General features: G+C 70.5%; 17 protein-coding genes. 7 read left to right on the top strand and 10 right to left on the bottom strand.

All coding sequences use genetic code 11. The features are described 5' to 3' along the window. Positions 1 to 3: 3 nt before the first annotated feature. Complete coding sequence (locus tag FOF48_RS19695; RefSeq protein ID WP_255442408.1) at positions 4 to 582, top strand: DUF2378 family protein; 579 nt, start codon at positions 4 to 6, stop codon at positions 580 to 582. Positions 583 to 585: 3 nt separating this feature from the next. Here FOF48_RS19695 and FOF48_RS19690 read toward each other — a convergent pair whose 3' ends face one another. The 3 genes from FOF48_RS19690 to ettA all read right to left on the bottom strand — a co-directional run bounded on the left by FOF48_RS19690 (position 586) and on the right by ettA (position 5033). Then, positions 586 to 1746, bottom strand: coding sequence for an acetyl-CoA carboxylase biotin carboxylase subunit family protein (locus FOF48_RS19690; RefSeq protein WP_143903903.1), 1161 nt, complete (start codon positions 1744 to 1746; stop codon positions 586 to 588). 124 nt (positions 1747 to 1870) lie between these two features. Then, on the bottom strand, positions 1871 to 3328 hold the full coding sequence (locus FOF48_RS19685) for a PLP-dependent aminotransferase family protein (RefSeq protein WP_143903901.1): 1458 nt from the start codon (positions 3326 to 3328) through the stop codon (positions 1871 to 1873). Positions 3329 to 3353: 25 nt separating this feature from the next. After that, entirely contained in the window at positions 3354 to 5033 is a 1680-nt protein-coding gene (gene ettA, locus FOF48_RS19680; protein ID WP_143903899.1) for an energy-dependent translational throttle protein EttA, read from the bottom strand. A gap of 185 nt (positions 5034 to 5218) precedes the next feature. On the opposite strand from ettA, the gene FOF48_RS19675 reads away from it, so the two are divergent. The 3 genes from FOF48_RS19675 to FOF48_RS19665 all read left to right on the top strand — a co-directional run bounded on the left by FOF48_RS19675 (position 5219) and on the right by FOF48_RS19665 (position 8679). Further along, positions 5219 to 6160, top strand: a complete 942-nt coding sequence (locus tag FOF48_RS19675; protein ID WP_143903897.1) for an ABC transporter ATP-binding protein — start codon at positions 5219 to 5221, stop codon at positions 6158 to 6160. A 24-nt stretch (positions 6161 to 6184) separates the two neighbouring features. Beyond that, on the top strand, positions 6185 to 6946 hold the full coding sequence (locus FOF48_RS19670; RefSeq protein WP_143903895.1) for an ABC transporter permease: 762 nt from the start codon (positions 6185 to 6187) through the stop codon (positions 6944 to 6946). Between the two features lie 131 nt (positions 6947 to 7077). Then, complete coding sequence (locus FOF48_RS19665) at positions 7078 to 8679, top strand: serine/threonine-protein kinase (protein ID WP_143903893.1); 1602 nt, start codon at positions 7078 to 7080, stop codon at positions 8677 to 8679. A gap of 92 nt (positions 8680 to 8771) precedes the next feature. On the opposite strand, the gene FOF48_RS19660 is transcribed toward FOF48_RS19665, so the two are convergent. The 4 genes from FOF48_RS19660 to treZ form a co-directional block, all read right to left on the bottom strand. Beyond that, on the bottom strand, positions 8772 to 9191 hold the full coding sequence (locus tag FOF48_RS19660) for a VOC family protein (RefSeq protein WP_143903891.1): 420 nt from the start codon (positions 9189 to 9191) through the stop codon (positions 8772 to 8774). Positions 9192 to 9258: 67 nt separating this feature from the next. After that, positions 9259 to 10689: a M20 family metallopeptidase gene (locus tag FOF48_RS19655; RefSeq protein WP_143903889.1), complete on the bottom strand. Its 1431-nt coding sequence runs from the start codon at positions 10687 to 10689 to the stop codon at positions 9259 to 9261. Positions 10690 to 10841: 152 nt separating this feature from the next. Then, a complete protein-coding gene (locus tag FOF48_RS19650; RefSeq protein ID WP_143903887.1) occupies positions 10842 to 12119 on the bottom strand; it encodes a discoidin domain-containing protein in 1278 nt (425 codons plus the stop codon). A gap of 361 nt (positions 12120 to 12480) precedes the next feature. Continuing rightward, complete coding sequence (treZ, locus tag FOF48_RS19645; RefSeq protein ID WP_143903885.1) at positions 12481 to 14328, bottom strand: malto-oligosyltrehalose trehalohydrolase; 1848 nt, start codon at positions 14326 to 14328, stop codon at positions 12481 to 12483. Positions 14329 to 14923: 595 nt separating this feature from the next. Here treZ and FOF48_RS19635 point away from each other — a divergent pair. The 3 genes from FOF48_RS19635 to FOF48_RS19625 all read left to right on the top strand — a co-directional run bounded on the left by FOF48_RS19635 (position 14924) and on the right by FOF48_RS19625 (position 17131). Continuing rightward, complete coding sequence (locus tag FOF48_RS19635) at positions 14924 to 15361, top strand: hypothetical protein (RefSeq protein ID WP_255442406.1); 438 nt, start codon at positions 14924 to 14926, stop codon at positions 15359 to 15361. A gap of 103 nt (positions 15362 to 15464) precedes the next feature. After that, entirely contained in the window at positions 15465 to 16613 is a 1149-nt protein-coding gene (locus FOF48_RS19630) for an AAA family ATPase (RefSeq protein WP_143903879.1), read from the top strand. A gap of 140 nt (positions 16614 to 16753) precedes the next feature. Continuing rightward, entirely contained in the window at positions 16754 to 17131 is a 378-nt protein-coding gene (locus FOF48_RS19625; protein ID WP_143903877.1) for a DUF5335 family protein, read from the top strand. A gap of 106 nt (positions 17132 to 17237) precedes the next feature. Here the strand turns inward: FOF48_RS19625 and FOF48_RS19620 are convergent, their stop codons facing one another. The 3 genes from FOF48_RS19620 to FOF48_RS19610 all read right to left on the bottom strand — a co-directional run bounded on the left by FOF48_RS19620 (position 17238) and on the right by FOF48_RS19610 (position 25214). Beyond that, entirely contained in the window at positions 17238 to 18053 is an 816-nt protein-coding gene (locus tag FOF48_RS19620; RefSeq protein ID WP_143903875.1) for a M57 family metalloprotease, read from the bottom strand. Positions 18054 to 18378: 325 nt separating this feature from the next. Beyond that, entirely contained in the window at positions 18379 to 19773 is a 1395-nt protein-coding gene (locus FOF48_RS19615; RefSeq protein ID WP_143903873.1) for an MBL fold metallo-hydrolase, read from the bottom strand. 542 nt (positions 19774 to 20315) lie between these two features. Beyond that, a complete protein-coding gene (locus FOF48_RS19610; RefSeq protein ID WP_255442405.1) occupies positions 20316 to 25214 on the bottom strand; it encodes a DNA topoisomerase 3 in 4899 nt (1632 codons plus the stop codon). Positions 25215 to 25731 lie beyond the last annotated feature (517 nt).

Raw genomic sequence — 25731 nt, 5'->3', positions numbered from 1 at the left:
TCCGTGACCCACCGCCCCCGGTCCGTGCCGCTGGGAGAGCGGCAGGTCTACGTCCAGGTCGTGGAGGGGCTCCTCCAGCACGGCCTGCGCGGCCAGCTGTCGCCCCGGCTGCGGGAACGGCTGCGCCAGGCGGGCGTGGACCTGGACCGGCCGCTGCTCCCGCTCTACCCGGTGCCGCTCTGGGCCCGGTGCCTGCACATCGTCATCGAGGAGGTCTATCCCGGCCTCCCCCGGACGGAGGCCTTCAGCCGGCTCGCCCACGCGCACGTGGAGGGCTACGGCGCCACGCTGCTGGGGCGCGCGGTGATGGGCGTGATGCGCGTGCTGGGGCCCACGCACGTCGTGCGCCGCCTGCCGGAGGTGCTGCGCGGCACGGACAACTACACGGAGGTGACGCTGACGGAGCGAGGCCCGGCGCACTACGAGCTGGAGCTCAACTCGGTGATGGACGCGCCCGGCTACACGGAGGCGCTGTTCGAGGCCCTGCTGGGCGCGGGCGGCGCGAAGGCCCCCCGCGCGACGAAGCTGCACGAAGGCGAAGGCCGCACGGTGCTGTCGCTCACCTGGACGGCGGAGCCGTAGCCCTCACGTCGCCTGGATGAAGCGCACCGCGTCCTGCATGGACTCCAGGTCCGCGTGGCGGGTGAGGTACATCTCCTCTCCCAGGAGGCTGTGGTAGATGGGCGGCAGCTCGCGGTGCACGAGCAGCGACCTCCCCAGCCGCTCGACGATCTGCGCATGGGAGTGGAGGTAGCGCCGGCCGTGACGACGGGCGCTGTGGCAGACGTGGTGGCGCGGCGTGTACTGGAAGTCCGCCACCGGGTCGCCCGTCACCACGCGGGCCCAGAGCCGGTACACGTCGATGTCGCACGTGTAGTTCATCATGTCCGTCATGAAGCCGCCGGGCGGGCGCAGGTTGGCCTCCAGCACGACGAAGCGTCCGTCGGGCAGCCGGAAGAACTCCAGGTGGAACCAGCGCTCGCGCAGGCCGAAGGCGGCGACGACCTGACGGCCCAGCACGTCGAGCGCGGCGGGGATGTGCTGGAGGCTCCAGAAGGAGATGTCGCGCCGCTCGGTGACGGTCTCCATGCCGCCGTCGCTGTACTCGTGGCTGAGGTTGAAGACGATGACGCCGTGGCGGTCCACGATGCCGTCGTAGGTGACGATGGTGCCGCGCACGAAGGGCTGCGCGACGTAGGACGTGGGCAGCGGGTGGGCGAGCGCGGCGTCCACCTCCGCGTCGCTGGCGACCTTGAAGGTGTGGGCGGCGCCCACGCCCACGTCGGGCTTGAGCACGAGCGGGTAGCCCACGCGGGCGGCGAAGGCCTTCACCTGCTCCGCGTCGCGCACGCGCAGGAGGTCCGGGTGGGGAACGCCAGACGCATGGAAGACCTCCGCCATGCCGGACTTGGAGCGCAGCTTGAGGATGTCGGGAGGCTGGAGGCCGGGGACGTGGAAGTCCTCGCGCAGGCGGGCCTCCACTTCCAACCAGGACTCGTTGAGGGACTCGATGCGGTCCACGCGGCCGTGGCGCCAGGTGAGGTAGCCGGTGGCGCGCAGGAGGGCGTCGGCGTCGTTGAGGCTGGGGACGAAGAAATACTCTCGCAGCGACTCGCGCAGCTCCGGGCGCAGGGACTCGTAGGGTGCGTCACCAATGCCCAGCACGGACACGCCGCGCTCGCGCAGGGCGGCGGCGAAGTGGAAGTACTGGGAGGGGAAGTGGGGGGAGATGAAGACGAAGTTCATGGCTCCTGGCGGGCGAGTCCTCCGCTGGGGACTGACCATAGCGGCACCACCCTCGCCCTAGAAGCCCGGCGGGGAACAGTGTCCACCCGCGGAGGTTCGCCCCCGCGGCGCTCCTGGGGAACACTCACGCCACGGCGGTCAGCGCACGGGCCATGCGGCGCACGGCTTCGCGCAGCTCGCCCTCCTGGAGCGGCGTGAAGCACAGGCGCAGCGCGTCCAGGGGTTCGCGGTCGAAGGTGTAGTGCCCCCCGTGCAGGAAGCCGACGCCTTCCTCGAGGCCCCGTTCCATCCACGCGGCGGCGTCCACGCCGGGGGCACACCGCGCCCACAGCGTCATTCCCCCCGCGGGCACGATGAAGTCGAGCGCGGAGCCCAACGACGCGCGCAGCGCATCCACCAGCACATCCCGCCGGGAGCGGTACACGGCGCGCATCTTGCGAACGTGGCGCTGAACCTCACCCTCCTCCAGCAGCTCGGCGACAGCGGCCTCGGTGACCAGGTCGCCCTGCCGGTCCACGGCGGCGCGCACCGCGGACGCGCGAGCGATGAACGGCGCGGGCGCGGAGAGAAAGCCCAGGCGAAGTCCCGGCGCGAGCACCTTGGACAGCGTGCCCACGTAGAGCACGAGTCCATCCCGGTCCTCGCTCGCGAGCGGCAGCACGGGAGGACCCTCGAAGTGGAACTCGTGGTCGTAGTCGTCCTCGATGAGCGCGACGTTCGAGGCACGGGCCCACGCGAGCAGCCGCTGCCGGCGTTCCGCGGAGAGCGTGACCGTGGTGGGGTACTGGTGGTGCGGCGTGAGGTAGACGGCGCGCACCGGCCCCAGGCGCTCCAGCACGTCCACCCGAAGGCCCTCCGCGTCCACGGGGACGGGCACGACGTTCGCCCCCGTGAGGCGGAAGGCATCCCACGCCGGAAGGTAGCCCGGGGACTCCACCGCCACGGTGTCACCGGGACGAAGCAGGGTACGGGCCGCGAGGTCCAGCGCCCCCTGGCTGCCCCGGGTGATGATCAGCGTGTCCGGGGTGACGGCCATGCCGCGAAGCGAGGCCAGCATCGCGGCCAAGGCCTCACGCAGCCCCGCGTGTCCCAGCGGCGCGTCATAGTCGAGCAGCTTCTGCCCACCGCGCTTCAAGGCCCGCCGGTACGCGCGCGCGAGCAGGTCCGAAGGCAGCAGCCGCACATCCGGACCGCCGCTGACCAACATCAACGCGCCACCCGCAGGCCCGGCCCTCCGAGGCACCGCGCGGGCCTCCACGGCCGGAGGCAACGCGAAGCCCAGCTCCCGCGAGGCCCTCGCGGAGGGCGTGGCGTCCGCTCCATCCGGAGGAACCCGCGCGACGAAGGTGCCCAGGCCCGGCGTGGTGATGATCCACCCCTGGGCCTCCAGCTCCTGGTACGCCGCGAGCACCGTGTTGCGGTGCACGCCCAGGGACACCGCCAGCGCGCGGCTGCCGGGGAGCGGCTCCCCGGGACGCAGCCGGCCGCGCCGCACGTCCTCCGCCAGCGCCCGGGCGATCTGCACGAAGCGCGGCGTCGGTGACCTTGCGTCCAGCGGAACCGTCAGCGTCCAGCGAGCCATGCCTGCCTCCCCGGACGGCGCGTCCTCAGTTCTTCTGCAGCGGGCGGTAGCGGATGCGGTGCGGCTCCAGCGCGTCCGGGCCCAGGCGCTTCTTCTTGTCCGCCTCGTAGTCCTCGAAGTTGCCCTCGAAGAAGAACGCCTTGCTGTCGCCCTCGAACGCGAGGATGTGCGTGGCGATGCGGTCCAGGAACCACCGGTCGTGGCTGATGACCACCGCGCAGCCCGCAAAGCTGAGCAGCGCGTCCTCCAGGCTGCGCAGCGTCTCCACGTCCAGGTCGTTCGTGGGCTCGTCCAGCAGCAGCAGGTTGCCGCCGCTCTTGAGCATCTTCGCCAGGTGCACCCGGTTGCGCTCGCCGCCCGACAGGTCCTTCACCCGCTTCTGCTGGTCCTGCCCCTTGAACGCGAACCCCGCCAGGTACGCACGGCTGGGCACCTGCCCCGCCTTGCCCAGGTCCAGGTGGTCCAGGCCACCGCTCACCTCCTGGAACACCGTCTGGTCGCCGTTCAGCGCGTCGCGGCTCTGGTCCACGTAGGCCATCACCACCGTCTCGCCGATCCGCAGCTCGCCCGCGTCCGGCTTCTCCGCGCCCGTCATCATCCGGAACAGCGTCGTCTTGCCCGCGCCGTTCGGACCAATCACTCCCACGATGCCGCCCGGCGGCAGCTTGAAGTTCAGCTCGTCGATGAGCAGCCGCTCCCCATACGCCTTGCGCAGCCCCTTCGCCTCCACCACCAGCCCGCCCAGCTTCGGACCCGGCGGGATCAGCACCTCGCCCGTGGGCTCGCGCTTCTCCTGCGACTGGTTGAGCAGATCCTCGTACGCGGAGATGCGCGCCTTGCTCTTCGCCTGACGCGCCTTCGGAGACGCCCGCACCCACTCCAGCTCGCGCTTGAGCGTCTTCTGGCGGTGGCTCTCCGACTTCTCCTCCAGCTCCAGCCGCTTCTGCTTCTGGTCCAGCCAGCTGGAGTAGTTCCCCTTCCAGGGCACCCCCTCGCCGCGGTCCAGCTCCAGGATCCACTCGGCCACGTTGTCCAGGAAGTACCGGTCGTGCGTGATGCACACGATGGTCCCCGTATAGGCCTTCAGCGCCTGCTCCAGCCACGCGACGCTCTCCGCGTCCAGGTGGTTGGTGGGCTCGTCCAGGAGGAGCAGGTCCGGCTTCTCCAGCAGGATGCGGCAGAGCGCCACGCGGCGCTTCTCACCGCCGGACAGCTTCGTCACGTCCGCGTCACCCGGAGGCAGACGCAGGGCGTCCATCGCCATCTCCAGCGTGCGGTCCAGCTCCCAGCCGTTCGTCGCGTCGATGGTGTCCTGCAGCTTCGCCTGCTCGGCGAGCAGCTTCTCCATCTCCGCGTCGCTCATGGGCTCCGCGAACTTCGCGCTCACTTCATTGAAGCGGTCCAACGCCTGGCGGATCTGCTTCAGGCCCAGCTCCACGTTCCCCTTCACGTCCAGGGTCGTGTCCAGCTGGGGCTCCTGCGCCAGGTAGCCCACCTTCACCGTGGGGTCCGGCTTCGCGGTGCCGAAGAACTCCGTGTCCACCCCCGCCATGATGCGCAGCAGCGTGGACTTGCCGGAGCCGTTGGGGCCAATCACGCCAATCTTCGCGCCCGGAAAGAACGACAGGTAGATCCCCTTGAGGATGTCCTTGCCGTTCTTGACCTTGCGCAGGTCCTGCATCGTGAAGATGAAATTCTGGGCCATGGCGGCCTCCTCGGTATTCGCTGGAACGTGAGCGGGCATGAGCGGATAGCAGGGAGCCCCATCCGGCTCAAGACGCCTGCGGCCCGCCGTGTCCGGTTGGACGGGGCGCGTCACCCGCCCAAGAGCGAAAACGCCCGCTCGCTCACCCTGCGAACCGAATTCGAAGGTGTTAGAGGAAGCCCCCCATGTCCGAGCCTACGCCCCCCGCCCTGGAGCTGCAGGGCCTCTCCAAGCGCTACGGAAACTTCACCGCCCTCCACTCCGTGGACCTCACCATCCGCCCCGGAGAAATCTTCGCCCTCCTGGGCCCCAACGGGGCCGGCAAGACGACCCTCATCGGCAGCGTGTGCGGGCTCGTGCGGAAGTCCGCTGGCACCATGAAGGTCTTCGGCAAGGACCTGGACCAGGACCCCAACGGCCCCCGCTACCAGGTGGGCCTGGTCCCCCAGGAGATCAACTTCGATCCGTTCTTCACCGTCGGGGAGTCCCTGCGCATCCAGCAGGGCTACTACGGCCAGCCCCGCGACGACGCGCGCATCGACGAGGTCCTCACCGCCCTCAACCTCCAGGCCAAGAAGGACTCGCTCACGCGCGCCCTGTCCGGCGGCATGAAGCGCCGGCTGCTCATCGCCAAGGCGCTCGTCCACAAGCCGAAGCTCGTCTTCCTGGATGAGCCCACCGCGGGCGTGGACGTGGAGCTGCGGCGCGACCTCTGGACGTACGTGAAGAAGATCGCCAGCGAGGGCACCACCATCGTCCTCACCACCCACTACCTGGAGGAAGCGGAGGAGCTGGCGGACCGCGTGGGCATCATCAACGAGGGCCGCCTCCTGATGGTGGAGGACAAGGCCGCCCTCTTGCGCCGCTTCGGGGAGAAGCGCCTGGTCGTCACCTTCTCCGAGGCGCAGGCCGCCATGCCCGCCGCTGGCCAGCGCTTCGCCGCGAGCCTGTCCGCCGAGGGCCGCACGCTCACCTACGTGGAGCGCGACAACTGCGCCCCCTCCGGCGAGCTGCTCCGTTCGCTCTACGCCGACGGGCTGCCCATCTCCGAGGTGGAGACGCGGCGCTCGCGCCTGGAAGACGTGCTCATCGAAATCCTCCGCGGCCGCCCCTCGCAGGCCGCCTGAACCCCGCTTCCACGAAACCACCTCATGAACGTCCTCGGGATGCAGACGCTGTTCGCGAAGGAGGTCCGGCGCTTCATGCGCGTGCCGGGCCAGACCGTCCTATCGCCCCTCATCAGCACCACGCTGTACTTCATCGTCTTCGGCTATTCGATTTCCGGTCGCGTGCACGAGGTGGAGGGCCACCCGTACCTGCACTTCATCGTGCCCGGCCTGGTGTTCCTGGGCATCGCCAACAACGCGTTCCTCAACAGCAGCTCCTCGCTGTTCATCACCAAGATTCAAGGCACGGTGGTGGACCTGCTGGTGGCGCCGCTGGGGCCCGGCGAGCTGATGGTGGGCTTCATCGGCGGCGCGATGGTGCGCGGCCTGGTGGTGGGCCTGCTCACCTGGGGGGTGGCCGCCGCCTTCTCCGGCTTCAGCCTGGAGCACCCGCTGGCGACGCTCTACTTCCTCGTGCTCTCCAGCTACGTGTTCAGCGTGCTGGGCATGCTCGCCGCCGTCTGGGCGGAGAAGTTCGAGCAGATCAACTTCTTCCCCACCTTCGTCATGCTGCCCCTCACGTTCCTGGGCGGCGTCTTCTACTCGGTGCGCGAGCTGCCCTCCCCCTGGAACCACGTCAGCCTCTTCAACCCCATGGTCTACATGGTGGAGGGCCTGCGCTACGGCATGCTGGGCAGCAGCCTGTTCTCGCCCCTCGTCGGAGGCGCCATCCTCGCGCTCACCGCCGCCGTCGCCACCGCCATCACCTACGGGGTGCTGCGCTCCGGCTACAAGATGAAGGCCTAGCCAGCCCGGGGCCCGCCTGACTCCCTCTCGGGGAGGGAGGCGGGCCCCTCCCTGCCGGACAGGGCCTCTGTCTTTTTGGAGATCGGCTGTTTCCCGCACGATGAGAAAGCGCGGTATCCTCCCGGACACCAATGGCGGTGGGCTTCGGGAAATACGAGCTGTTGCGAAAAATCGCGTCGGGCGGGATGGGACAGGTGTTCCTCGCGCGCGAGCATGGAACGGGCTTCGAGCGGCTGGTCGTCCTCAAGCTCATCTTGCCGCACCTCGCCGAGGACGAAGAGTTCCTGGACATGTTCCTGGAAGAGGCGCGGCTGGTGGCGCGCCTGTCCCACCCGAACCTCATCACCATCCTGGACCTGACGGAGATTGAAGGCCGGCACTGCCTGGCGATGGAGTACGTGCAGGGCGAGGACGTGCGGCGGCTGGAGCGCTTCGCGCGCAAGCAGGAGCGCCCGCTGCCGGTGGGGCTGGTGGTGCGCATCATCGCGGACGCGGCGGCGGGGTTGTCCTACGCGCACGGCGCGCGGGACGGTCACGGTCAGCCGCTGAAGCTGGTGCACCGGGACGTGTCGCCGCAGAACGTGCTCGTCGGGTTCGACGGGGGCGTGAAGGTCATCGACTTTGGCGTGGCGAAGGCGGCCACCAGCGGACAGCAGACGGCGACGGGCGTGCTCAAGGGCAAGTACCCGTACATGTCCCCGGAGCAGGCCAACGGGCTCGCGGTGGACGGCCGCAGCGACCAGTTCGCGCTGGGCGTGGTGATGTGGGAGCTCTTGACGGGCAAGCGGCTCTTCAAGGGTGACACGGACCTGATGACGCTGCGGCTGGTGCGCGACTGCCAGGTGCCGCCGCCGTCACAGCTCAACCCCAAGCTGCCGCCGGGCCTGGACGAGGTGGTGCTCAAGGCGCTCGCGCCCTCGCCGGACGCCCGCTATCCGGACTGCGCCGCGTTCCGGCTGGCGCTGGAGGACTGGGCGCTCAACCTGAGGCTGCCGTCGAGCAGCGCGCACCTGGCCGCGTACCTGCGGGAGCTGTACGCGGAGCGCATCGCCACGGAGTCCGACCCGGCGAAGCTGGACCAGCTGGCGGAGGACGCGGACCTGGATTCGCAGTCCAACTCGTCGCGCGGCGGCGTGCCCACGTCGGGTGCGCGGGGGAACGTGGCCTCGCGGGCGTCGAAGCTGGTGGGCCCGCCGTCCCGTCCGCCCACGCGCGTGGAGCCGGAGAAGACGCGGAACACCGCGGCCCTGGTGCAGGAGGCGCCGAAGCGGCGCTCCTGGATCCCCTACGTGGTGGGCGGCGTGGCGCTGGTGACGGGTGGCGCGGCGGTGGTGCTGCTGCGCGGCGCCAGCGGGGCGACGGTTCCCCAGACGCCGGCCGTGGTGGCCACGCGCCCCGCGGACGAGACACGGACCGCGCCGCCGGAGACGGCCCCGGAGCCCGTCGCGCCCCAGCCGGTGCAGCTGCTGGTGAAGAGCGACCCTCCTGGCGCCACGGTGCAGGTGGGCGGCGAGGAGCGCGGCACGACGCCGGTCTCCCTGCCGCTGATTCCCGGGGAGCCGTCGGTGGCGGTGACGGTCGCGCTCAATGGCTACGAGCCGGTGACGCGGCAGGTGTCCGCGGCGGACGCGCCCACGCTGGCGGTGGAGCTCCAACGCCGGGTGACGCGGCCCACGCCGCCGCCGAGGAAACCTCCCTCGACATCGTCGCTGGGCATCAAGACGGGGCGTTGAGGCGCCTCCTCGTGCCGCCGGTCGGCGGACCCACGGAGACTGTCGCGACGATGCCTCCCCGCCGCGAGTCCACGGCCCTCCGGGGCCCTGGCTCAGGAGCGCCGCGCGCGGGACTCGGCTGACACGACGACGACGTAGCCGTCCGGGTCGCGCACCCAGAGCTCCCAGCGCCGCGAGTTCGGGTTCACGTGCGGCTCCTCGACCCAGTCCACCTTCAGCGCCTGGGCCGCCTCGACGGACGCGTCGAAGTCCGTGGTCTCGAACCAGAGCAGGACGCCGTGCCCGTGCGGGGCCGCGTCCGCCCCCATCAGGTTCGCGTGCTCGTCCAGGTCCCACGCGTGGAGCTGGAGCACGAGCTCGCCGTTGTTCACCAGCATCTCGTACTCATCCCCGCCGTGGCCGCTCTCGCAGCCGAGCAGCGCCTGATACCACCGGCTGCTCGCGGCGACGTCGCGCACCGCGATGAGGGGCTGAGACCGGACGTGGGCTGTCCTGCGGGGCTTGCTGGGCATGGAGTGCTCGGGTGCCGTGTGTCACCGGGACGGGGCGCATCCAGGGCCCCGTCCCGCCGTGACGTCGCTACCGCTTGAAGTGATCCGCGATGACGCTCGCCACGCTGGCGGTGAGCTTCTTGCCCGTGGGGATGTGCAGGAACTCGTTGGGCCCGTGCGCGTTGCTGCCCGGCCCGAGCAGCCCCGTGATGAGGAACTGCGCCTCCGGGAAGCGCTCGCCCAGCATGCCCATGAACGGGATGGTGCCGCCCTCGCCCATGGCCATCGCGGGGTTGCCGAAGCACGCCTTGGACGCGGACTCCACCGCGTTCGACAGCCAGCCCGCGAGCGGCGGCGCGTCCCAGCCCACCGACGCCTTGTCCCCGTCGAAGGACACCTTCGCGCCGTACGGCGGGTCCTTCTCCAGCGTCTCCTTCAGCGCCTTCGAGGCCGCCTTGGGGTCCACGCGCGGCGGGATGCGCATGGACAGCTTCCACGTGGTGAAGGGCCGCAGCACGTTGCCCGCGCTCGCCAGCCCCGGCACGCCCTCCACGCCCGTCAGCGCCAGCGCCGGACGCCAGGTGCGGTTGAGCACCAGCTCCTCGCCGTCCACCGTCACCGGGCGCGCGCCCTCCACCCAGGGGAACTTCGTGTAGAGCTCGTCGCCCAGCGTCTGGGCCGCGGCCTTCGCCTGCGCGCGCCGGCCCTCCGGAATCTCCGTGTGCAGCGCGGCCACCTTGATGTGGCCCGTCTGCTCGTCCTCCACGCGCGACAGCAGCTGCCGCATGATGCGCATGGACGACGCCACCACGCCCGTCGCGTCACCGGAGTGCACGCCCTCCGTGAGGATGTCCACGCGCAGGTTGCCGGCCACCATCCCACGCAGGCTGGTGGTCATCCAGAGCTGGTCATAGTTCGCGCAGCCCGAGTCCAGGCACACCACCAGCGACGGCTTGCCGATGCGCGGCGCCAGCGCCTCGATGTACGCGGGCAGGTCGTAGCTGCCGCTCTCCTCGCACGCCTCGATGATGATGGCGCAGCGGGCGTGCGGCACGCCCTGCTCCTTGAGCAGCCGCAGCGCGGACAGCGACGCGAACGCCGAATAGCCGTCGTCCGCGCCGCCGCGCCCGAAGAGCTTGTCGCCCTCGCGCACCGGCGTCCACGGCGTCAGGTCCTCGCGCCAGCCGGTCATCTCCGGCTGCTTGTCCAGGTGCCCGTACAGCAGCACGGTGTCGTCGCCGCGCGTGCCCGGCACCTCCATGTAGATGACCGGCGTGCGGTCCTTGCCGTCCGCCGTCTTCAGCCGCACCACCTCCACCGTCAGCCCCGGCAGGTGCGCGGCCTGCGCGCGGCACCAGTCCGAGATGAGCTGCACGGCCTGCTCCATGTGGCCGGACTTCACCCAGTCCGGGTCGAAGGCGGGCGACTTGTTGGGGATGCGGATGTAGCGCTCCAGCGCCGGGAGGATCTCCTGCTCCCAGATGCGCTCGGACGAGGCGAGGGCTTGGTCGACGTTCATGGCGGCGCCATGCTGCCCACCGCCGCGTCCCCTGTCGATGGAAAGCCCCCGACCCAGGACGCCGGGGCAGAATGCCCCGGCCTCCCCGGCTGCCCCGCACGCGGCCTGCCGTCCCGCGTCAGACCGTGCGCGAAGCCGGCTTCACCCGGCGCTCAGGGCTGGATTTCGCGAACACTCAGCCACTTGAAGTCCACGTCCTTCGCGCTGTCCCAGCGGAATACGGCGATGGGGCCGCCCCAGGTGATGGGCATGCCGCCCACGGCGCCGCCGCAGTGCTGGGCGTCACCGCCCCACCGGCCCGCGTCCGTGTAGTCGTAGACCTTCTTCCACGTCACCTTGTCGGCGTTCTCGTTGACGTACATCTCCAGCTTCACGGCGGTCTGGCCGTTGACGGTGATGTTGCGCATCACGGACTTGAAGCCCACCCAGCGGCCCTTGAGCGCGGAGGTGGCGGGCTTGTAGGGCACCTGCTCGTAGGAGACGTGCCACGTCTCCTTCTGCCAGCGCGCGCGGCCGTCGTAGTGGAGACCTGCCTTGTAGCTGCTGCCTTCACAACCGGAGTGGTCGTCGTTGTGCTTGCCGCCCCGGGCATACCAGTCGAAGTTGTCCGACGTGTCCGACGCGCTGTTCAGCTTCACGAAGCCGGTCATCTCGATGTTCTTCCAGTCGTTCGCGGCCTGCATGTAGCCGCGGCTGGCGAGCACGTCCCGGTCGTAGGTGGGGATCTTCCGCTCGTCGTAGCCGGTGGACGTGAAGACGCTCATCCGCACCTGCGAGTCCTTCATCTTCCAGGAGCCGTCGCTGTTGCGGGTGATGGGGTTCTGCGCATCGAAGCGCCCGTCCGCCAGGGCGTTGTCCGCGAGCGTCCACGCCTCGCCTCCGGACTTGGAGGGGTAGAGCATGGTGACGCCGAAGCGGTCCTTGCCCGCGGGCGGCGTGGCGTCCGTGAAGATGGCGGCCCACTCCGCGATGCTGGCCCAGGTGTTGAGGGAGTTGCCGTTGACCGTCACGCGCACGTAGCGGGCGTCGCGCGCGCTGAAGCTGTAGCGCTCGAAGTTGGCGGTGGCGCCGGACGACTTCGCGGAGACGGCGGTGGACCAGGTGCTGCCATCCGTGGACGTGGCGAGCACGAACGTGTTGGTGCGCTCGTTGCCCCGGTGCCAGGCGATGTCCACGGCGGACAGCGACTTCACGCCGCCCAGGTCGCCCCGGAGCCACTGCCCCACGCCGTCACTGGACCAGCGCGTGGTGAGGTTGCCGTCGATGGTGGCTGACGGCTTGTTGCCGTCATCGCCACTGGCGGTGACGGCGGTGAAACCCGACGCGGCGAGCGCGGGCCCCGCGGACACGAGCAGCATGAGCGCGCTCGTGGTGGTGACATGGCGCTTCCATCCCCCCCGGGACGGGTTCGACGTATGGGATTGGGACAAGGTGCTTCCTCACGACGGGGCCGTGAGGGGACACGCGTCCCCACGGGCACGGCGACAGAGGCCGGACCCGTGACATCGCGCGGCCTCTCGCGGCACGTGGACCTGCTGGCGTCCGAGGCCCCTCACGGCCAGGGCGCGCGGAAGCCTCCAAGGCGGCTCCACGTCATCCCGCAGGGCTCCGGACGCGTCCTGCTCGGTGCGGCGCACCGAGTACCGGAGCCCCCCCGCATCCATTCCCCGTGACTTGTTGTTTCACCGACGAATACACGGCGGCCCGTCCGCCCCGCTTCCGGGGTGACGGGCCGCGCGTGAAACACTGTCTCGCGATGCGTGTGGGATTGTGACCGGCTGTCTGGAATGACTACTCGCGCAGCTTCACCACCGCCGCGGAGGGACCGACCAGGCGCACGAGGTTGCCGGTGAGCGGCGACGCCTCCACGGAGCCGCCAAAGCGCGGCGCCTCGCTCCAGACCACGATGCCGGCGCTCGCGCGCGGCGGCAGGGTGTGCACGAGCGAGCCCCGGAGGTTCACGAAGACGAGCAGCGCGTCCCCTTCCGCGCGGCGCTCCAGCACGAACGCGTCCGGGCCCAGCGAGCGGGCGTCGTGGGTGCCCTTGCGGCTGGTGAGCACGGGCTCCGTGGCGCGCAGGCGCAGCAACTCCTTGTAGAGCGTGTGCACGCCCACGTGTTCGGGGTCCTCCAGCTCCCCCCAGTCCAGCGTGGAGCGGGTGAAGGTGTCGAGGGCCTGCGGGTCGGGGACCGCCTCGCCCTTGAAGCGGGAGAAGCCGGCGAACTCCTTGCGGCGTCCTTCCGTGACGAGCCGGCCCAGCTCCGGGTGATGGTCGGTGAAGTAGAGGAACGGCGTGCGCGCGTTCCACTCCTGGCCCATGAAGAGCAGCGGCGTGAAGGGAGACAGGAGCAGCAGCGTGCTCATGGCGCGGTAGGCGGCCGGGGACACGTCCTGCGACAGGCGGTCGCCGAAGGGCCGGTTGCCCACCTGATCATGATTCTGGATGCAGTGGACGAAGTGCCACGGCGCCAGCCCCTCGGACGGCGTGCCGCGCGCGTGGCCCAGGTTCTTCGACCGCTGGCCCGTGTAGAACCAGCCCTGCCGCAGCGTGGCGGCGAGGTCCTCCGTGCCGCCGGTGTAGTCCTGGTAGTAGCCCTCGTGGTCGCCCGCGAAGGCGCGGCGCAGCTGGTGGTGAAGGTCATCCGCCCAGACCCCATCCAGGCCATAGCCGCCTTCGGACACGGGGGTGACGAGCTTGCGTTCGTTGCGCTCATCCTCCGCGATGACGACGACGCGGCGGCCCTTTCCCGCGGCGTGGGCGCGCTCGACGATCTCCGTGAGCAGGTGCGGCTGGCCGTCATCCACCAGGGCGTGCGCGGCGTCCAGGCGCAGGCCATCCGCGTGGTAGTCGCGGATCCACATCTCCACGTTGGAGAGCACGAGCGAGCGCACGAAGCGGCTGCCCTCGCTGTCGTAGTTGACCGCGTCGCCCCAGGGCGTGTGGTGCTGGCCGGTGAAGTAGTGCGGCGAGTACGCGCGCAGGTAGTTCCCGTCCGGTCCGAAGTGGTTGTAGACGGCGTCGATGAGCACCGCGAGCCCGTGCGCGTGCGCGGCGTCGATGAGCCTGCGCAGGCCGCCGGGCCCGCCGTAGGTGGCCTGCGGCGCGAAGAGGTCCACGCCGTCGTAGCCCCAGTTGCGGGCGCCGGGGAAGCTGGCCACGGGGAGCAGCTCCAGCGTGTTGACGCCCAGCTCGCGCAGGTGGGCGAGCCGGGGGATGAGCGCCTCGAAGGTGCCCTCGGGCGTGGCGGTGCCCACGTGCACTTCGTAGATGACCAGGGCGCGCGGATCCGGCCCCTTCCAGCGCGAGTCCGTCCAGCCATGGTCCGCGACGACGACCTCCGACGGGCCGTGCACGCCCAGGGGCTGCGAGCGGGACCAGGGGTCGGGGAAAGGGTCGCCCCCGTCCACGCGGAGCTTGTAGCGCACGCCCTCGCCCTGCCGCGCGAGCGTGCCGCCGAAGCAGCCATCGGGTTCGGGCTTCAGGGGCAGCGTGGAGAAGGCGCGGTCGTTCGCGTCGTAAAGCACCACGTCCACGCGCTCGTGACCGGGCGCCCAGACGCGCCAGCGCACCGAGGGACCTGCTTCCACCCAGGCGCCCAGCCGGGGCGCGAGGGACCGTGCTTCCGTCGATTGAGCCATGTCGTGTCCCTGTTAACGCGCGCACGGGGACACGGGGAGCGCCTGTCGCACGTGAGGAGCGGCGCTGTTCACGGGCCGACCTCCGGGAGCCCACGAGTGCGGACCGGCGGACGGTGGACCGGGGCGCCTTCCTGGGAGGCCCATGGACCCATGACGTCCTGTTGCCCCGTCCAAATCTCCTGGGTAGTGTCCTTGTCCCGTTGATGGCGGAAGACCCCCGAAGAGGGCTTGCTTGACATTCTCGTTTTGCACAAATAATCCACATGTCTGGATTGGCTGTTTTCTGCCCGGGCATGCGCGATGGCGAGGTGGCGAGCAACAGGGAGCGCGAGGCACTGGCGCGGGTGCGCGTACGCCAGCGTGTTCGCGGTGATGGCGGCCTGCTCCACACCGAGTCCCGATGTCCGGGTCCGCACGCTGCCCAACGGCCAGCTCCAGGTGGCGGGACCGCTCGCGGGGCCTTTCAATACGACTACGCCCAACGCGTGGTGGCCGCGCTCCGCGACGGGCTCTGGGTTCCCATCGGCTCGGTCATCGACGACGAGGGCACCCTCGAACTCTACGAAGGGCAGGACTGGGCGCCATGAAAGGACGCATGCGCATGAGGAGGCTGGCGCTGGCCTTCCTCGCGATGGCCCCCGGCGCCCTGACGCAGGGATGCGGCTTCTTTGGCTATTACAAGTACCAGCGGCCCGAGCGCCTTCCTCCCGAGGTCGGCGAACGCATCAGGGATCCTCAGACCTTCGTGACATCGCTTCGGATGGATGGTCCCACCCTGGCCGCGTTCCAGGTCGCGCTGACGGACTTCATGCCTCCGGGTCAGAAGGCGACAGGCAACGACGAACGGCTGGTCGCCTGCTTCAACCGCAGTGACGCCTTCGATGTCCGGATCGACAAGGCCAGTGACGACCTGTACGTCATCTCGTTCTCGGCCAACCTCGATCGCTGCGGCCTGCCCCCCGGCTCCATCGTGCTGGACGCGGGCGCGACCTATCTCATCGACGGGCAGGGCCGCATCCTCGACATCCGTTAGTAGGACCGTCCATGCGCCCGCCTTCCGGGTGTCTTGTCGCGCCTGGAGGTGTCCCGGATGATGGGCGCGGCGCGCGCCCGCGCCGTCCTGGAGTCCCCTCGCGATGTCTGCCCGTTCCGGCGTTGAACCCTCCTCCCTCCCCGAAGGTCCATCCATCCAGGAGCGCGTGGCCGCGCTGGAGGTGCTGTCACCCCAGGACATCGACGCGCGCCTGGGCGACCTGGGCTACCGCGGCCAGGCCGAGGCCCGCCGCGCGGCCTCCGTCCTCGCCTACCGCCACCTGCGCCGCATCCGCCGCATGTACCTGGAGGGCCTGGAGCCCGAACCCGGCACCCGCGAGAACGCCCTCTTCCTGGGCCCCACCGGCTCCGGCAAGACGTTCCTCGTGGAGCTGCTGTTCCGCGAAGTCCTCGGCGTGCCCACCGTGCTCGCGGACGCCACCCAGTTCTCCGAAACCGGCTACGTGGGAGACGACGTCAGCACCCTCCTGTCCCGCCTCTACGAAGCCGCCGAGCGCGACGCGCAATGGGCCGCCTGCGGCGTCATCTGCATGGATGAGTTCGACAAGCTCGCCACCAGCCGCTCCGACAGCCGCTTCTCCGGGCAACAGACCACCAAGGACGTGAGCGGCTTCGGCGTCCAGCGCAGCCTCCTCCACCTGCTCTCCGCCCCCCAGGCCACCTTCCCGCCCGACTTCGGCTTCACCAGCCGGATCCGCCCCGAATCCCTGGACATGGGCTGCATCACCTTCATCGCCTGCGGCGCCTTCAGCGGCTTCCGCGGCACCGCGGAGACCCTGTCCCACGTGGAGCGCGTGGGCTTCGGCCGCGAGCCCGGCAGGGGCGGCCAGAAGGACCTGGAGTCCATCGCCACGCGCATCACCGAGGAGCACCTGGAGAACACCACCGCCTTCTCCCGCTACGGCTTCATCCCGGAGCTCATCGGGCGCTTCAGCCGGCTGGTGTCCTTCTCCCCGCTGGACGCGGCGACCCTGGCCGACATCCTCCAGAACAACGTGCTGCGCGCCTGGGAGCGCGAGTTCACCCACGAGGGCCTCCAGCTCACCGTGGACCCGGCCGTGCGCGAGTGGATCGTCGCGCGCGCCCTCAAGCGCGAGACGGGCGCCCGCGGCCTGCGCACCGCGCTGGCCCCCGTGCTGGAGCAGGCCGCCTACGAACACTTCGGCCACGGCCGCGCCGCCACCGTGCGCCTGGTGCTCCAGGACGACGCGGTCCACGCCCTGCGCGACTGAGCGACGCCTGCCCTTCAGCAGCCGACGTGCCGGGGCCCGGTCCGAGGGGTCCCCGGAGCGTCGGTCAGCCGGGCCTGTCCTTCACCCGCGCTCCGGACGCCTTACGGTTGAGGCACACGACAGTCGCGTGGAGGCGGCCCATGGCACACACCAACCAGGAAATCCCCCGGGAGCAGTGGGCGAGCTACCTCGCCAACCTCAGCAAGAAGGACCCCACCCAGTGGGTGCGCGTGGAGTCCATTGACTCCGACACCGGCGACCAGCCCCTGGCCGACCGCCTGCCCCTCATCGAAATCTCCCTGGAGACCAAGGGCAGCGACGCGGGCGCGGTGCAGATCATCGTCGGCCGCGAGGGCGGAGAAATCACCCACCGCATCCTCGAACCAGACCGCCTCTTCGCGGAGCTGGATGAGCAGAGCGGCGCGCTGGAGTGCCTGGAGATTGGCGAGAAGGGCGGCAAGACGCTGGTGTTCTTCGAACGGCCCTCCGAGTCCGACAGCGCCTCCGCCCGCTTCTAGCGCCCACCGGAAACGAACCAGGGCCGACAAGAGCGAAGACGCTCCCACCGGCCCTGTCTCACCCGCCCCCGCGCGGCTCACCGCCGCGCCGGGGCCGGACGTCAGCTCACGGGTACAGCGCGCGAGCGCCCTGCTTGTCCAGGCTGGTCAGCACGAGGTCGCCCGTCTGGGTGCCATTGCACTGGGGGTAGTGCATGACGGACGCGCGGTCGTAGGTGCTGGTCAGCGCGCGCCACTGGCTGTCCTCGTAGCAGCCGCTCGCGGTGGAGCGGGTGTGCTCGTGGCGGAAGCCCAGCGTGTGGCCCAGCTCGTGGCGCAGCACGCCCGTGAGCGTCCAGGCGCCCAGGCTGCCAAACGCGCTGCTGTCCACCAGCACGTTGCGGCCAGAGCGAGCGGAGTTCGGGAAGAACGCGCGCGCCACGTAGGACTGGCCGCTCACCGGACGGATGTCGAACAGCACGCCCGTCTGGGACGCAGTGCAGGACGCGTCGTACTGGGACAGGTAGGTGAAGTTGACGCTCGCCGTGGCCTCCCAGGCCGCCGTGGCGCTCTCCATCGCGCTCACCATCTTCGCCTTGTTCGTGCCGAAGCTGTTGCTGATGCAGTAGGTGAGGTTCAGCTTCTGGGTGCTGCTCCACTTGATGTCGCCGCCGATGTAGTACACGGCGAGGCCGTTCTGCGACTGGCCCAGCTGGGACTCGACGACGTTGTGGAAGTAGGCCGCCAGCTCCTCCTCGGACTCCAGCGCCTCGTCACCGTTGACGATGATCTTCCCGCCCTCCCACGGCTCACGGTAGGCGTTGGCCTTGAACTCCTCCCACGTGGGCTTCGCCTCGGACTCCGGCGCGGACTCCGGACCACCACAGGCAGCACCGAGCAGCGAAACACCGGCCAGCATCGCAACAGAGCGGAACTTGAGCATCGGGAGACTCTTCCTGTCGTTCTTCGGGGGATGCGCGTCCACGCCTGGCCTTCCCGCCAGCCGCGATGTCGCGCGCCGGGCCTTTGAGCAACTCCCGGGCCAAGCCCTCCGAAGGGGTCTCCCTAGAGGAGAAAATCAGGAAACGCGGGACCGCTGGAGCAGCAGCGCTCCAGAGTCCCGCCACCTGACTGTCACCTTCTGTGACACCTCCGCATGTAAATACCTAGAAACACGAAGGTTTACAGGAAAGACTCTTGCTGTCTGAGAAAGGGACAGCGAACTGTCCTGGTTCCGGGCACCCGCCGCCCTCAATTGCATGAATTCCCTAGAGTATGGCGCGGCGCACCTTCCAATAGGTCTCCTTGGCCATGCGGAAGGCGTTGGAGTCGGAGGGCAGGAGGGTGCGCAGCAGCTCCGCGGACTGGAGCTGGATGGGGCGGACGCAGTGGGCGTCCAGCTGGTGGCGCAGATAGCCGACCATGTCGCGGCTCCGGTACTCGTTGAAGTAGTTGCGCAGCTCGGCCTCCGTGCGGGCCTTGCCGTTGTCGGCGTACTTGGCGACGTAGGGGCTGAAGTCCGGGTAGAGGCTGCCCTTGCCGAAGCCGCCGTGGACGGTGGTCCGCATGAAGTTGCCGATGAGCAGGTCGTCGAACACCTGGTACTTCACGGCGGTCATCAGCGAGTTGCGGGGGGCGTCGAAGGTGATGCCCTTGTGGAAGCGGCGCCTGTTGAACTCGATGACGTGCTCCCTGCCGCCCACGCGGAAGCGCAGGAAGTCCATCACGGTGCCCAGGTGCTCCACGGCGCGGAAGTAGCGCTCCAGCGCCTTCACCTCGTCCACGTCCAGGCACTCGCTCCAGTCATCACCGAACTGCTTGGGGTCCACCGGCTTGAGGACGCGCTCCTTCGGGTTGATGGACACCGAGGCGTCGTTGGTGAAGTCGTGGCGCAGGAACGCCGGGAGCATCTGGCAGGTGGTGGAGGCGAAGCCGCGCGAGTAGTCCGGCAGCGTGGTGGTGTATTCGGAGGCCCAGATGCTGTCGGCGCGCTGGTACTTGTGCATGGAGCTGAAGGGGACGAAGTAGCGCACCCCGTACATCTCCGCCTGCCGCGCGATGGTCTGCCCCACGGGCGTCTTCGCCGCCGCGTACGGGAGGATGCGGTTCCCGTCCTCGGTGAAGAAGTTCATCATGTCCGCGTCGCCGTAGCCGGACAGGGCCAGGAGAAAGGTCTCGTCGTACTCCTTGATGACCCGGCGCACGAAGTGGCCCTGGCCGCGGTCGCCGGCGTCGTTGAGGTTGACGATGAGGCGGCCGCCCACCTCCACCAGCAGCACGGCGTCCTGATTCACGTCCGGCAGGCACAGCACGCGGATGCGCGGGGACAGCCGGGTCCATTCGCGGTCCGTCAGCACCTGGACGCGGAAGCCCGCGCCGCGCAGGTCGTCGAGGATGCGGTGGCCCACGTGGTTGGGCACCAGCAGGGTGCTCTCCCGCAGCTTCTCCAGCGACTCCATGCTGAGGTGATCCGGATGGCCATGCGACAGCCAGACGTAGGCGCAGTCGCGGATGGACTGGCGCTGCTCGTCCGGAATCTCATGGGACAGCGTCCAGCTGCCGAAGTACGCGTCCCCATCCGTCCAGGGGTCCGTCACCAGCACGGGCCCCTTGTCGTGGCAGATGAGCGTGGCGTTGCCGATCGTTTCGAAACCCAGTTCCATTGTGCGCGCCCCCTTGTGCCTTCACGCCGCTTCCATTGCGCGTGTGGTTGAGAAGGTGGCACCCGCTCACCCGCCAACAAGATTGGGAAACAACCTTCACGCCCGGCTGGCCGCCCTCCGCGCCTGCGGCCCAGGAAAGGGCTTTCCCTTGCCGGGCGGTTCGCGGCGGGCGGCCAACCCGGGGCGGGGCCTGTCGGACGACGCGCTTGCCCACGCAAGGCCGGAGGTCGCGGCGCGCGGTGCGGGGGCAGGCCACCCGGGTGTGGAGGGGGCGCGTCCAGGGGCACGGAGAAGCCTTGCTCGCCCCTGACGAGCGCCTCCGTGTCGAGAGCGCTGTTCCCCGCCGGGCCGGGCCTCGGGTCCGAGGAGGACCGTGAGCGCGTCACCCAGTGCGCCGCCGTGTCCAGGTCGCGCACGCGCACCGTCTCCCTCGTGGCTCCACCGGGGCGAGGTTGGGTGAGCCATCGACGTCCCTGTGAGCCCGGGCCGCCCCCCCTGGTCCGCGGCGCGACACGCGGGCCGGGGGGCGGGGGGCGGACGTCCTAGCGGCGGCGGGACACCAGGGAGAGGATCTGCGTGCCATAGCGCTCGGTGAGGGCGGGGCCCACGCCGTGGATGGACAGCAGCTCCGCGCCGCTGGAGGGCCGGGCGCTGGCGATGGCATCCAGCACGCGGTCGGTGAGGATGCGGAAGGCGGGGACCTTGCGCTTGCGGGCCTCCGTGAGGCGCCACGCCTTGAGGGTCTCCACCAGGGCGGGGGACGCGGGCGGTGCCGAGTAGTTCGGCTCGGGGGTGTGGCGGGAGGCGTTCCACGAGGCCCGGGGACCCGCGGAGGACTCCGGCGTGGCGCGAGCCTTCCAGCCGCTCCGGCCCGCCTGCGTGGGGAAGGCCTCCTGGTGGAGGTCCGCGTCGCTGGGGACGGCGCGCGGCGCCCACGGCTCGGCCCCGCGGCGAGCCGTCGTGGCCGTGGCGCGCTTCCCGCGTCCCCGGGGCGCGGCCTCCGCACTGGTGCCCGCGCGCTTGCGAGCGGTGCGCTTCGTGGCGGCGGAGGCGGTGCGGCCCTTGCGCTTCTTGGAGGAGACCTCGCGCGCCTGTGGCAGCACCACCTGTCCGGGCGCGATGACGCGCGCGCGGCGGCCCGTGTCCGTCAGGGACAGCCTTTGGAAGAGGATGACCTGGCCGTCCTTGTCGAAGGAGTCCGAGTCCAGGCGCACCAGCCCCGCGCGCACCAGTCCCCCCACGAGCCGCTCGAAGTCGCGCCGGTGGAGCTGCTCCCCGAACAGCTCCCGGTGGAGCCGCCCGGTGGCCTGTCCATCGCGCGCGTGCAGGGCCTCCAGGATGCGGCCCAGCGCGTGCGCCTCCAGCGCGGAGGGCTCCTCGAAGCGCACCACCGCGCACGTCTCCGGGGCGCACACGTCACACAGGCCGCACGCCGCGCCGGAGTCCTGCACATCGCCGAAGTGCGCGACCAGGTGCCGCATGCGGCAGTCGTGCGCCTCCGCGTACCGACCCATCTGCTCCAGGTGCAGCTGCTTGCGCTCGCGCTGCGCGATGTACGCCACCGCCCAGCCCGCGCGCCCGCGCCGCACGTCCTCGTCCGGCGTCATCTCCACGCCGCCGTGGATCCACAGCTGTTCGAGCGCCTTGTCGAACAGCTCCGGGTCCCCCCGCACGCGGGCCTGGATGGAGGCCTTGGGCTCCAGTTCGTTGGACGTGGCCTGGTAGATGCGCTCCAGGAGCGAGGGGTCCGGGTAGTCGCGGCGGTGGAAGAACTCGTGCGTGCGCCGGTCCACGAACGCGTGCAGCAGCACCGCGCGCGAGTCCTTCCCGTCGCGCCCCGCGCGGCCCAGCTCCTGGTAGTAGCCCTCCAGGCTCGCGGGCAGCGCCGCGTGGATGACGGTGCGCACGTCCGGCTTGTCGATGCCCATGCCGAACGCCGTCGTGGCGACGATGACCTCCAGGTGGCCCTTCAGGAAGGCGGCCTGGATGCGGTCGCGGTCCGAGGGCTGGAGGCCCGCGTGGTACGGCGCGCTGTGGAAGTCATGCGCGAGCAGCTCCGCGTACTGCTCCGCGTGCTTGCGCGTGGACGCGTAGACGATGGCGGGGCGGTGCTCCGGGTTCTTGAGCAGCGACAGGATGGCGTCGCCGCGCGCGCCGGGGTTCAGCTCCCGGACCTCGATGGCGATGTTCGTGCGGCGGAAGCCGTGGATGAAGGTGTGCGCGGCGCCGCCCCGGGACCCCCTCAGCCCCAGCTGCTGGACGATGTCCTTCTGCACGTCCGGCGTGGCGGTGGCGGTGAGCGCCACCACCGGGGCCGGGCGCAGCAGCGGCAGACGGGAGCCGAGCAGCCGGTAGTCCGGACGGAAGTCGTGGCCCCACTGCGAGATGCAGTGCGCCTCGTCGATGGCGATGAGCGAGGGCGTGCGACGGGCCAGCAGCTCCACGAAGCCAGGGACCCCCAGGCGCTCGGGCGCGATGAAGAGGAAGTCCAGGCGGCCTTCGAGGTACTCGGCGCAGACCTGCCGGGAGGTGGCCCGGTCCCGGCCGGAGTGGATGCGGTCCGCCGCGAACCCCAGCGACTGGAGCCGCAGCACCTGGTCCTCCATCAGCGCGATGAGCGGACTGACGACGACCGTGGTGCCCGCGCGCGCGAGCCCCGGGAGCTGGTAGCACAGCGACTTGCCCGCGCCCGTGGGCATCACCAGCAGCAGGTCCTCGCCGGACGTGGCCGCGCGGCACACCTCTTCCTGGTACGGACGGAAGTCGGAGAAGCCGAACGCCGCCTTGAGCAGGCCCCGCAGTTGGTCCGGCGGCGTGGGCGCGCGGTGCACCCGCTCCGGACGGCCGCTGCCCAGCGTCACGCCCTGGGGCTGGCGGCGGGCCCGGCCGAAGCCCTCGGAGGAGGCCTGCACGAACGCGGAGCGCACCTCCGCGGAGGGAATCGTGGGAGGAGGCTCCTGGACCCGGAGCGACGCGGGCCGTGAGGCCACCGGGGCGGAGTGCGCCTGAGCCGCGCCAGCGACCGGGGCCGAGGAGATGCCCACCACCGGAGAGTGTCCCTCGGCTCCCTGAGCGAAGGTGCTTCCCGAGGGAGGTCCCTGGACGGTCCGAGCCTCGGCGCCAGCACCGAAGGTGCCGCCCGTGCTCCCTTCATGCCGCGCACCAGGGCCGCCTCCATGAGACGGGCCCGCGGACGCATCGACTTCATTCCGCGCGGTGGAGCGGGTGGCGCTTCGCACGGTGGCGGTCGCGGCCTCCCGCGCCCGGAAGAGTTCTTCGGCGGCGCCCTGCGCGGGATGTTGCCGGGTGGCCTCGAAGCGTCCGCCCGCCGATGACGGCGCTCGCTCAGCGGAACGGCTGACACCACCAGGGCCGCCCGATCCGGCGCTGCTCGCGGCGGGCGTGGGTGGCAACGACGTGGGCGCCTGTCCCACGACCTCCCGCACATAGGCCTCGATGCCGCTCAGGAACGCGTCCAACGCGCCCTGGCCCCGCTCGATGCGCTGGAGCCACGCCTCCCACTGGCCGGTCATCACGGGGGACTTCACGTCCGGATGCACCACCCCGATGAGCTGGATGCCCTTCTCCGTGGCCTCCAGCCGCTTGCCCTGACGGATGAGGTACTCGCGCTCGAGGAGCACTTCGATGATGGCGGCGCGCGTGGCGGGCGTGCCCAGCCCCGTGTCGCGCATGGCGTCCGCCAGCTCCTTCTCATCCAGGGTGCGCCCGGCCGACTCCATCGCCGTGAGCAGCGTCGCTTCCGTGAAGCGCGGAGGCGGGCGCGTGCGCTTCTTCACCGCCTCCACGTCCTCCACCGTCTGCGCCTGTCCGCGCTGGAGCTCGGGGGGCAGCGTCTGCGACTCATCCTCCGGCTCCTCCTCCTTGTCCTCGTTCTTGCGGCCCTCGGTCCGGGAGCGCGGCGCCTTCTGCCCGCCGCCCAGGTCCAGCACCTTCCACCCCACCCGCTCCACCTGCGTGCCCGAGCTGTGGAAGCGGTCCACGACCGCGCCCGCGGCCCCCTTCGACGTCACCGCGGTGATGACCGTGGTCACCTTCCAGACGTGGTCCTCGTGCCACGCCTGGAGCACCCGCCGACACACGAGGTCGTAGATGCGCTGCTCATCCGGCGACAGGCGCACGCCGGACGGCGGCGTGGGCGTGGGGATGATGGCGTGGTGGTCCGTCACCTTCGCGTCGTCCACGTAGCGCTTGCCCAGGGGACGCTCGCCGGTGCCCGGCGCCAGGTCCTCCGCGTAGGGCGCCTGGATGGCGCGCACCACCTCCGGCAGCGTGTCCGCCACCGTCTCCGACAGGTGCCGGCTGGCGGTGCGCGGGTAGCTCAAGAGCTTGTGCTTCTCATAGAGCGCCTGCGCCACCTCCAACGTGTGCTGCGCGCTGAAGCCGAACAGGCGGTTGGCGTGGCGCTGGAGCTCCGTCAGGTCGTAGAGCAGCGGCGGCGGCATCCGCTTCGTCTCCGCGTCCAGCGACTCCACCACCGCGCTGCCGCCGCGCACGCGGTCGATGATGCTTCCGGCTTCCGCGCCGTCCGCGTCCAGCCGGCGCGCCTCGCGCACGCTGTCGAACCCGGGGGGAATCACGGGCTTGCCGTCCGGCCCCGAGCGGAACCACGTGCCCTGGTAGCGCGTCCCCGCGGGGATGCCCTTGCCGCGCGGCGCGAAGGTGGCCACGACCTCCAGGTAGTCGCGGGGCACGAAGTCGCGGATGGCCAGCTCGCGCTCGACCACCATGGCCAGCGTGGGGGTCTGTACGCGGCCCACGGACAGCATGTTCCCGTAGGTGCCGCTCGCCAGCGTGTAGAGGCGCGACAGGTTCATGCCCACCAGCCAGTCCGCGCGGCTGCGGCCCATGGCGGCGTCGGCCAGGGGCGCGTAGGCCTTCCCGTCCTTGAGGTGCTGGAAGCCGTCGCGGATGGCGCGCTCGGTGAGTGACGACACCCACAGCCGCCGCACCGGCTTGCGGCACCCGGCGGCGGCGTAGATGTACCGGAAGATGAGCTCGCCCTCTCGGCCGGCGTCGGTGGCGCACACCACCGCCGCCACCTCCGGAGCGTTCATCACGCGGCGGACCACCTCGAACTGGTCCTTCGTCTGAGGGGACACCACCAGCGGCCAGTCCTCCGGCAGCATGGGCAGGTGCGAGCGGTGCCAGCGCTTCCACTCGGGCCGGATTTCATGCGGCTGGGCCAGCCCCACCAGGTGGCCCAGGGCCCACGTCACGACGTAGCCGTTGCCGCGCAGGCAGCCTTCACCGCGCTCGGTGGCGCCCAGCACCCGGGCGATGTCGCGCGCCACGGCCGGCTTCTCCGCCACCACGGCGAGGACGGAGCCCCGCCCACCGCGAGCCGCGCCGCCTTCCGCGCCCCCGTCCCGCGACACCGTCCTGTCCCATCCGGGCGACTCGCCCATCGCATCCCACCTCATGGCCTGTCCCCTCCCCGCCCCGGCCGCCCACCCGCGGGGTCGGGCCCCCCACGCCGTGCGTCCCTACCCATCCCTATCGCGGCAGGCTGACATGGCCAGGGCCTGCGTGTCCCGCTCCGTCATGCCCGCATGCCCACCGGGGAGCCAGAAGGACCCGCCTCTCAGGCTTGTCGCGATCCACTCCGCCCCCCTGTGTCAGGGAAGTTGCCGCCTCTGCTGACGTGCCGAGCAAACGACGCCATGGGAGGAACAGGTAGGACGCAGTACCGTACACGTAGCAGATGCTGTTGGGACCTTCTCCTCCCGGGGCGTGATGGCTTTGAAAGCCTGCTCGCCCACTACATCCTGGCCTTGATGGAGGGGCTATCGCCAGTGAGCGACTGCCCCTCCACCTCTGAGCTATCCCCTCATTTGAGGATTCCCCTTGGAGAGCGCATCGGCGGGCGAGCGAGCAAGCTCTGAGGGAAAATCGAAAATGAGGGGATGCTTCAGTCTCCGCCCTTCACTCAACCGGGCT

Origin of the sequence: Corallococcus sp. Z5C101001 (genome assembly GCF_007352635.1) — a bacterium.
GTDB lineage: Bacteria > Myxococcota > Myxococcia > Myxococcales > Myxococcaceae > Corallococcus > Corallococcus silvisoli.
Note: the sequence above shows the minus strand (reverse complement) of the source record. Positions and strands in the feature narration are given on the sequence as shown.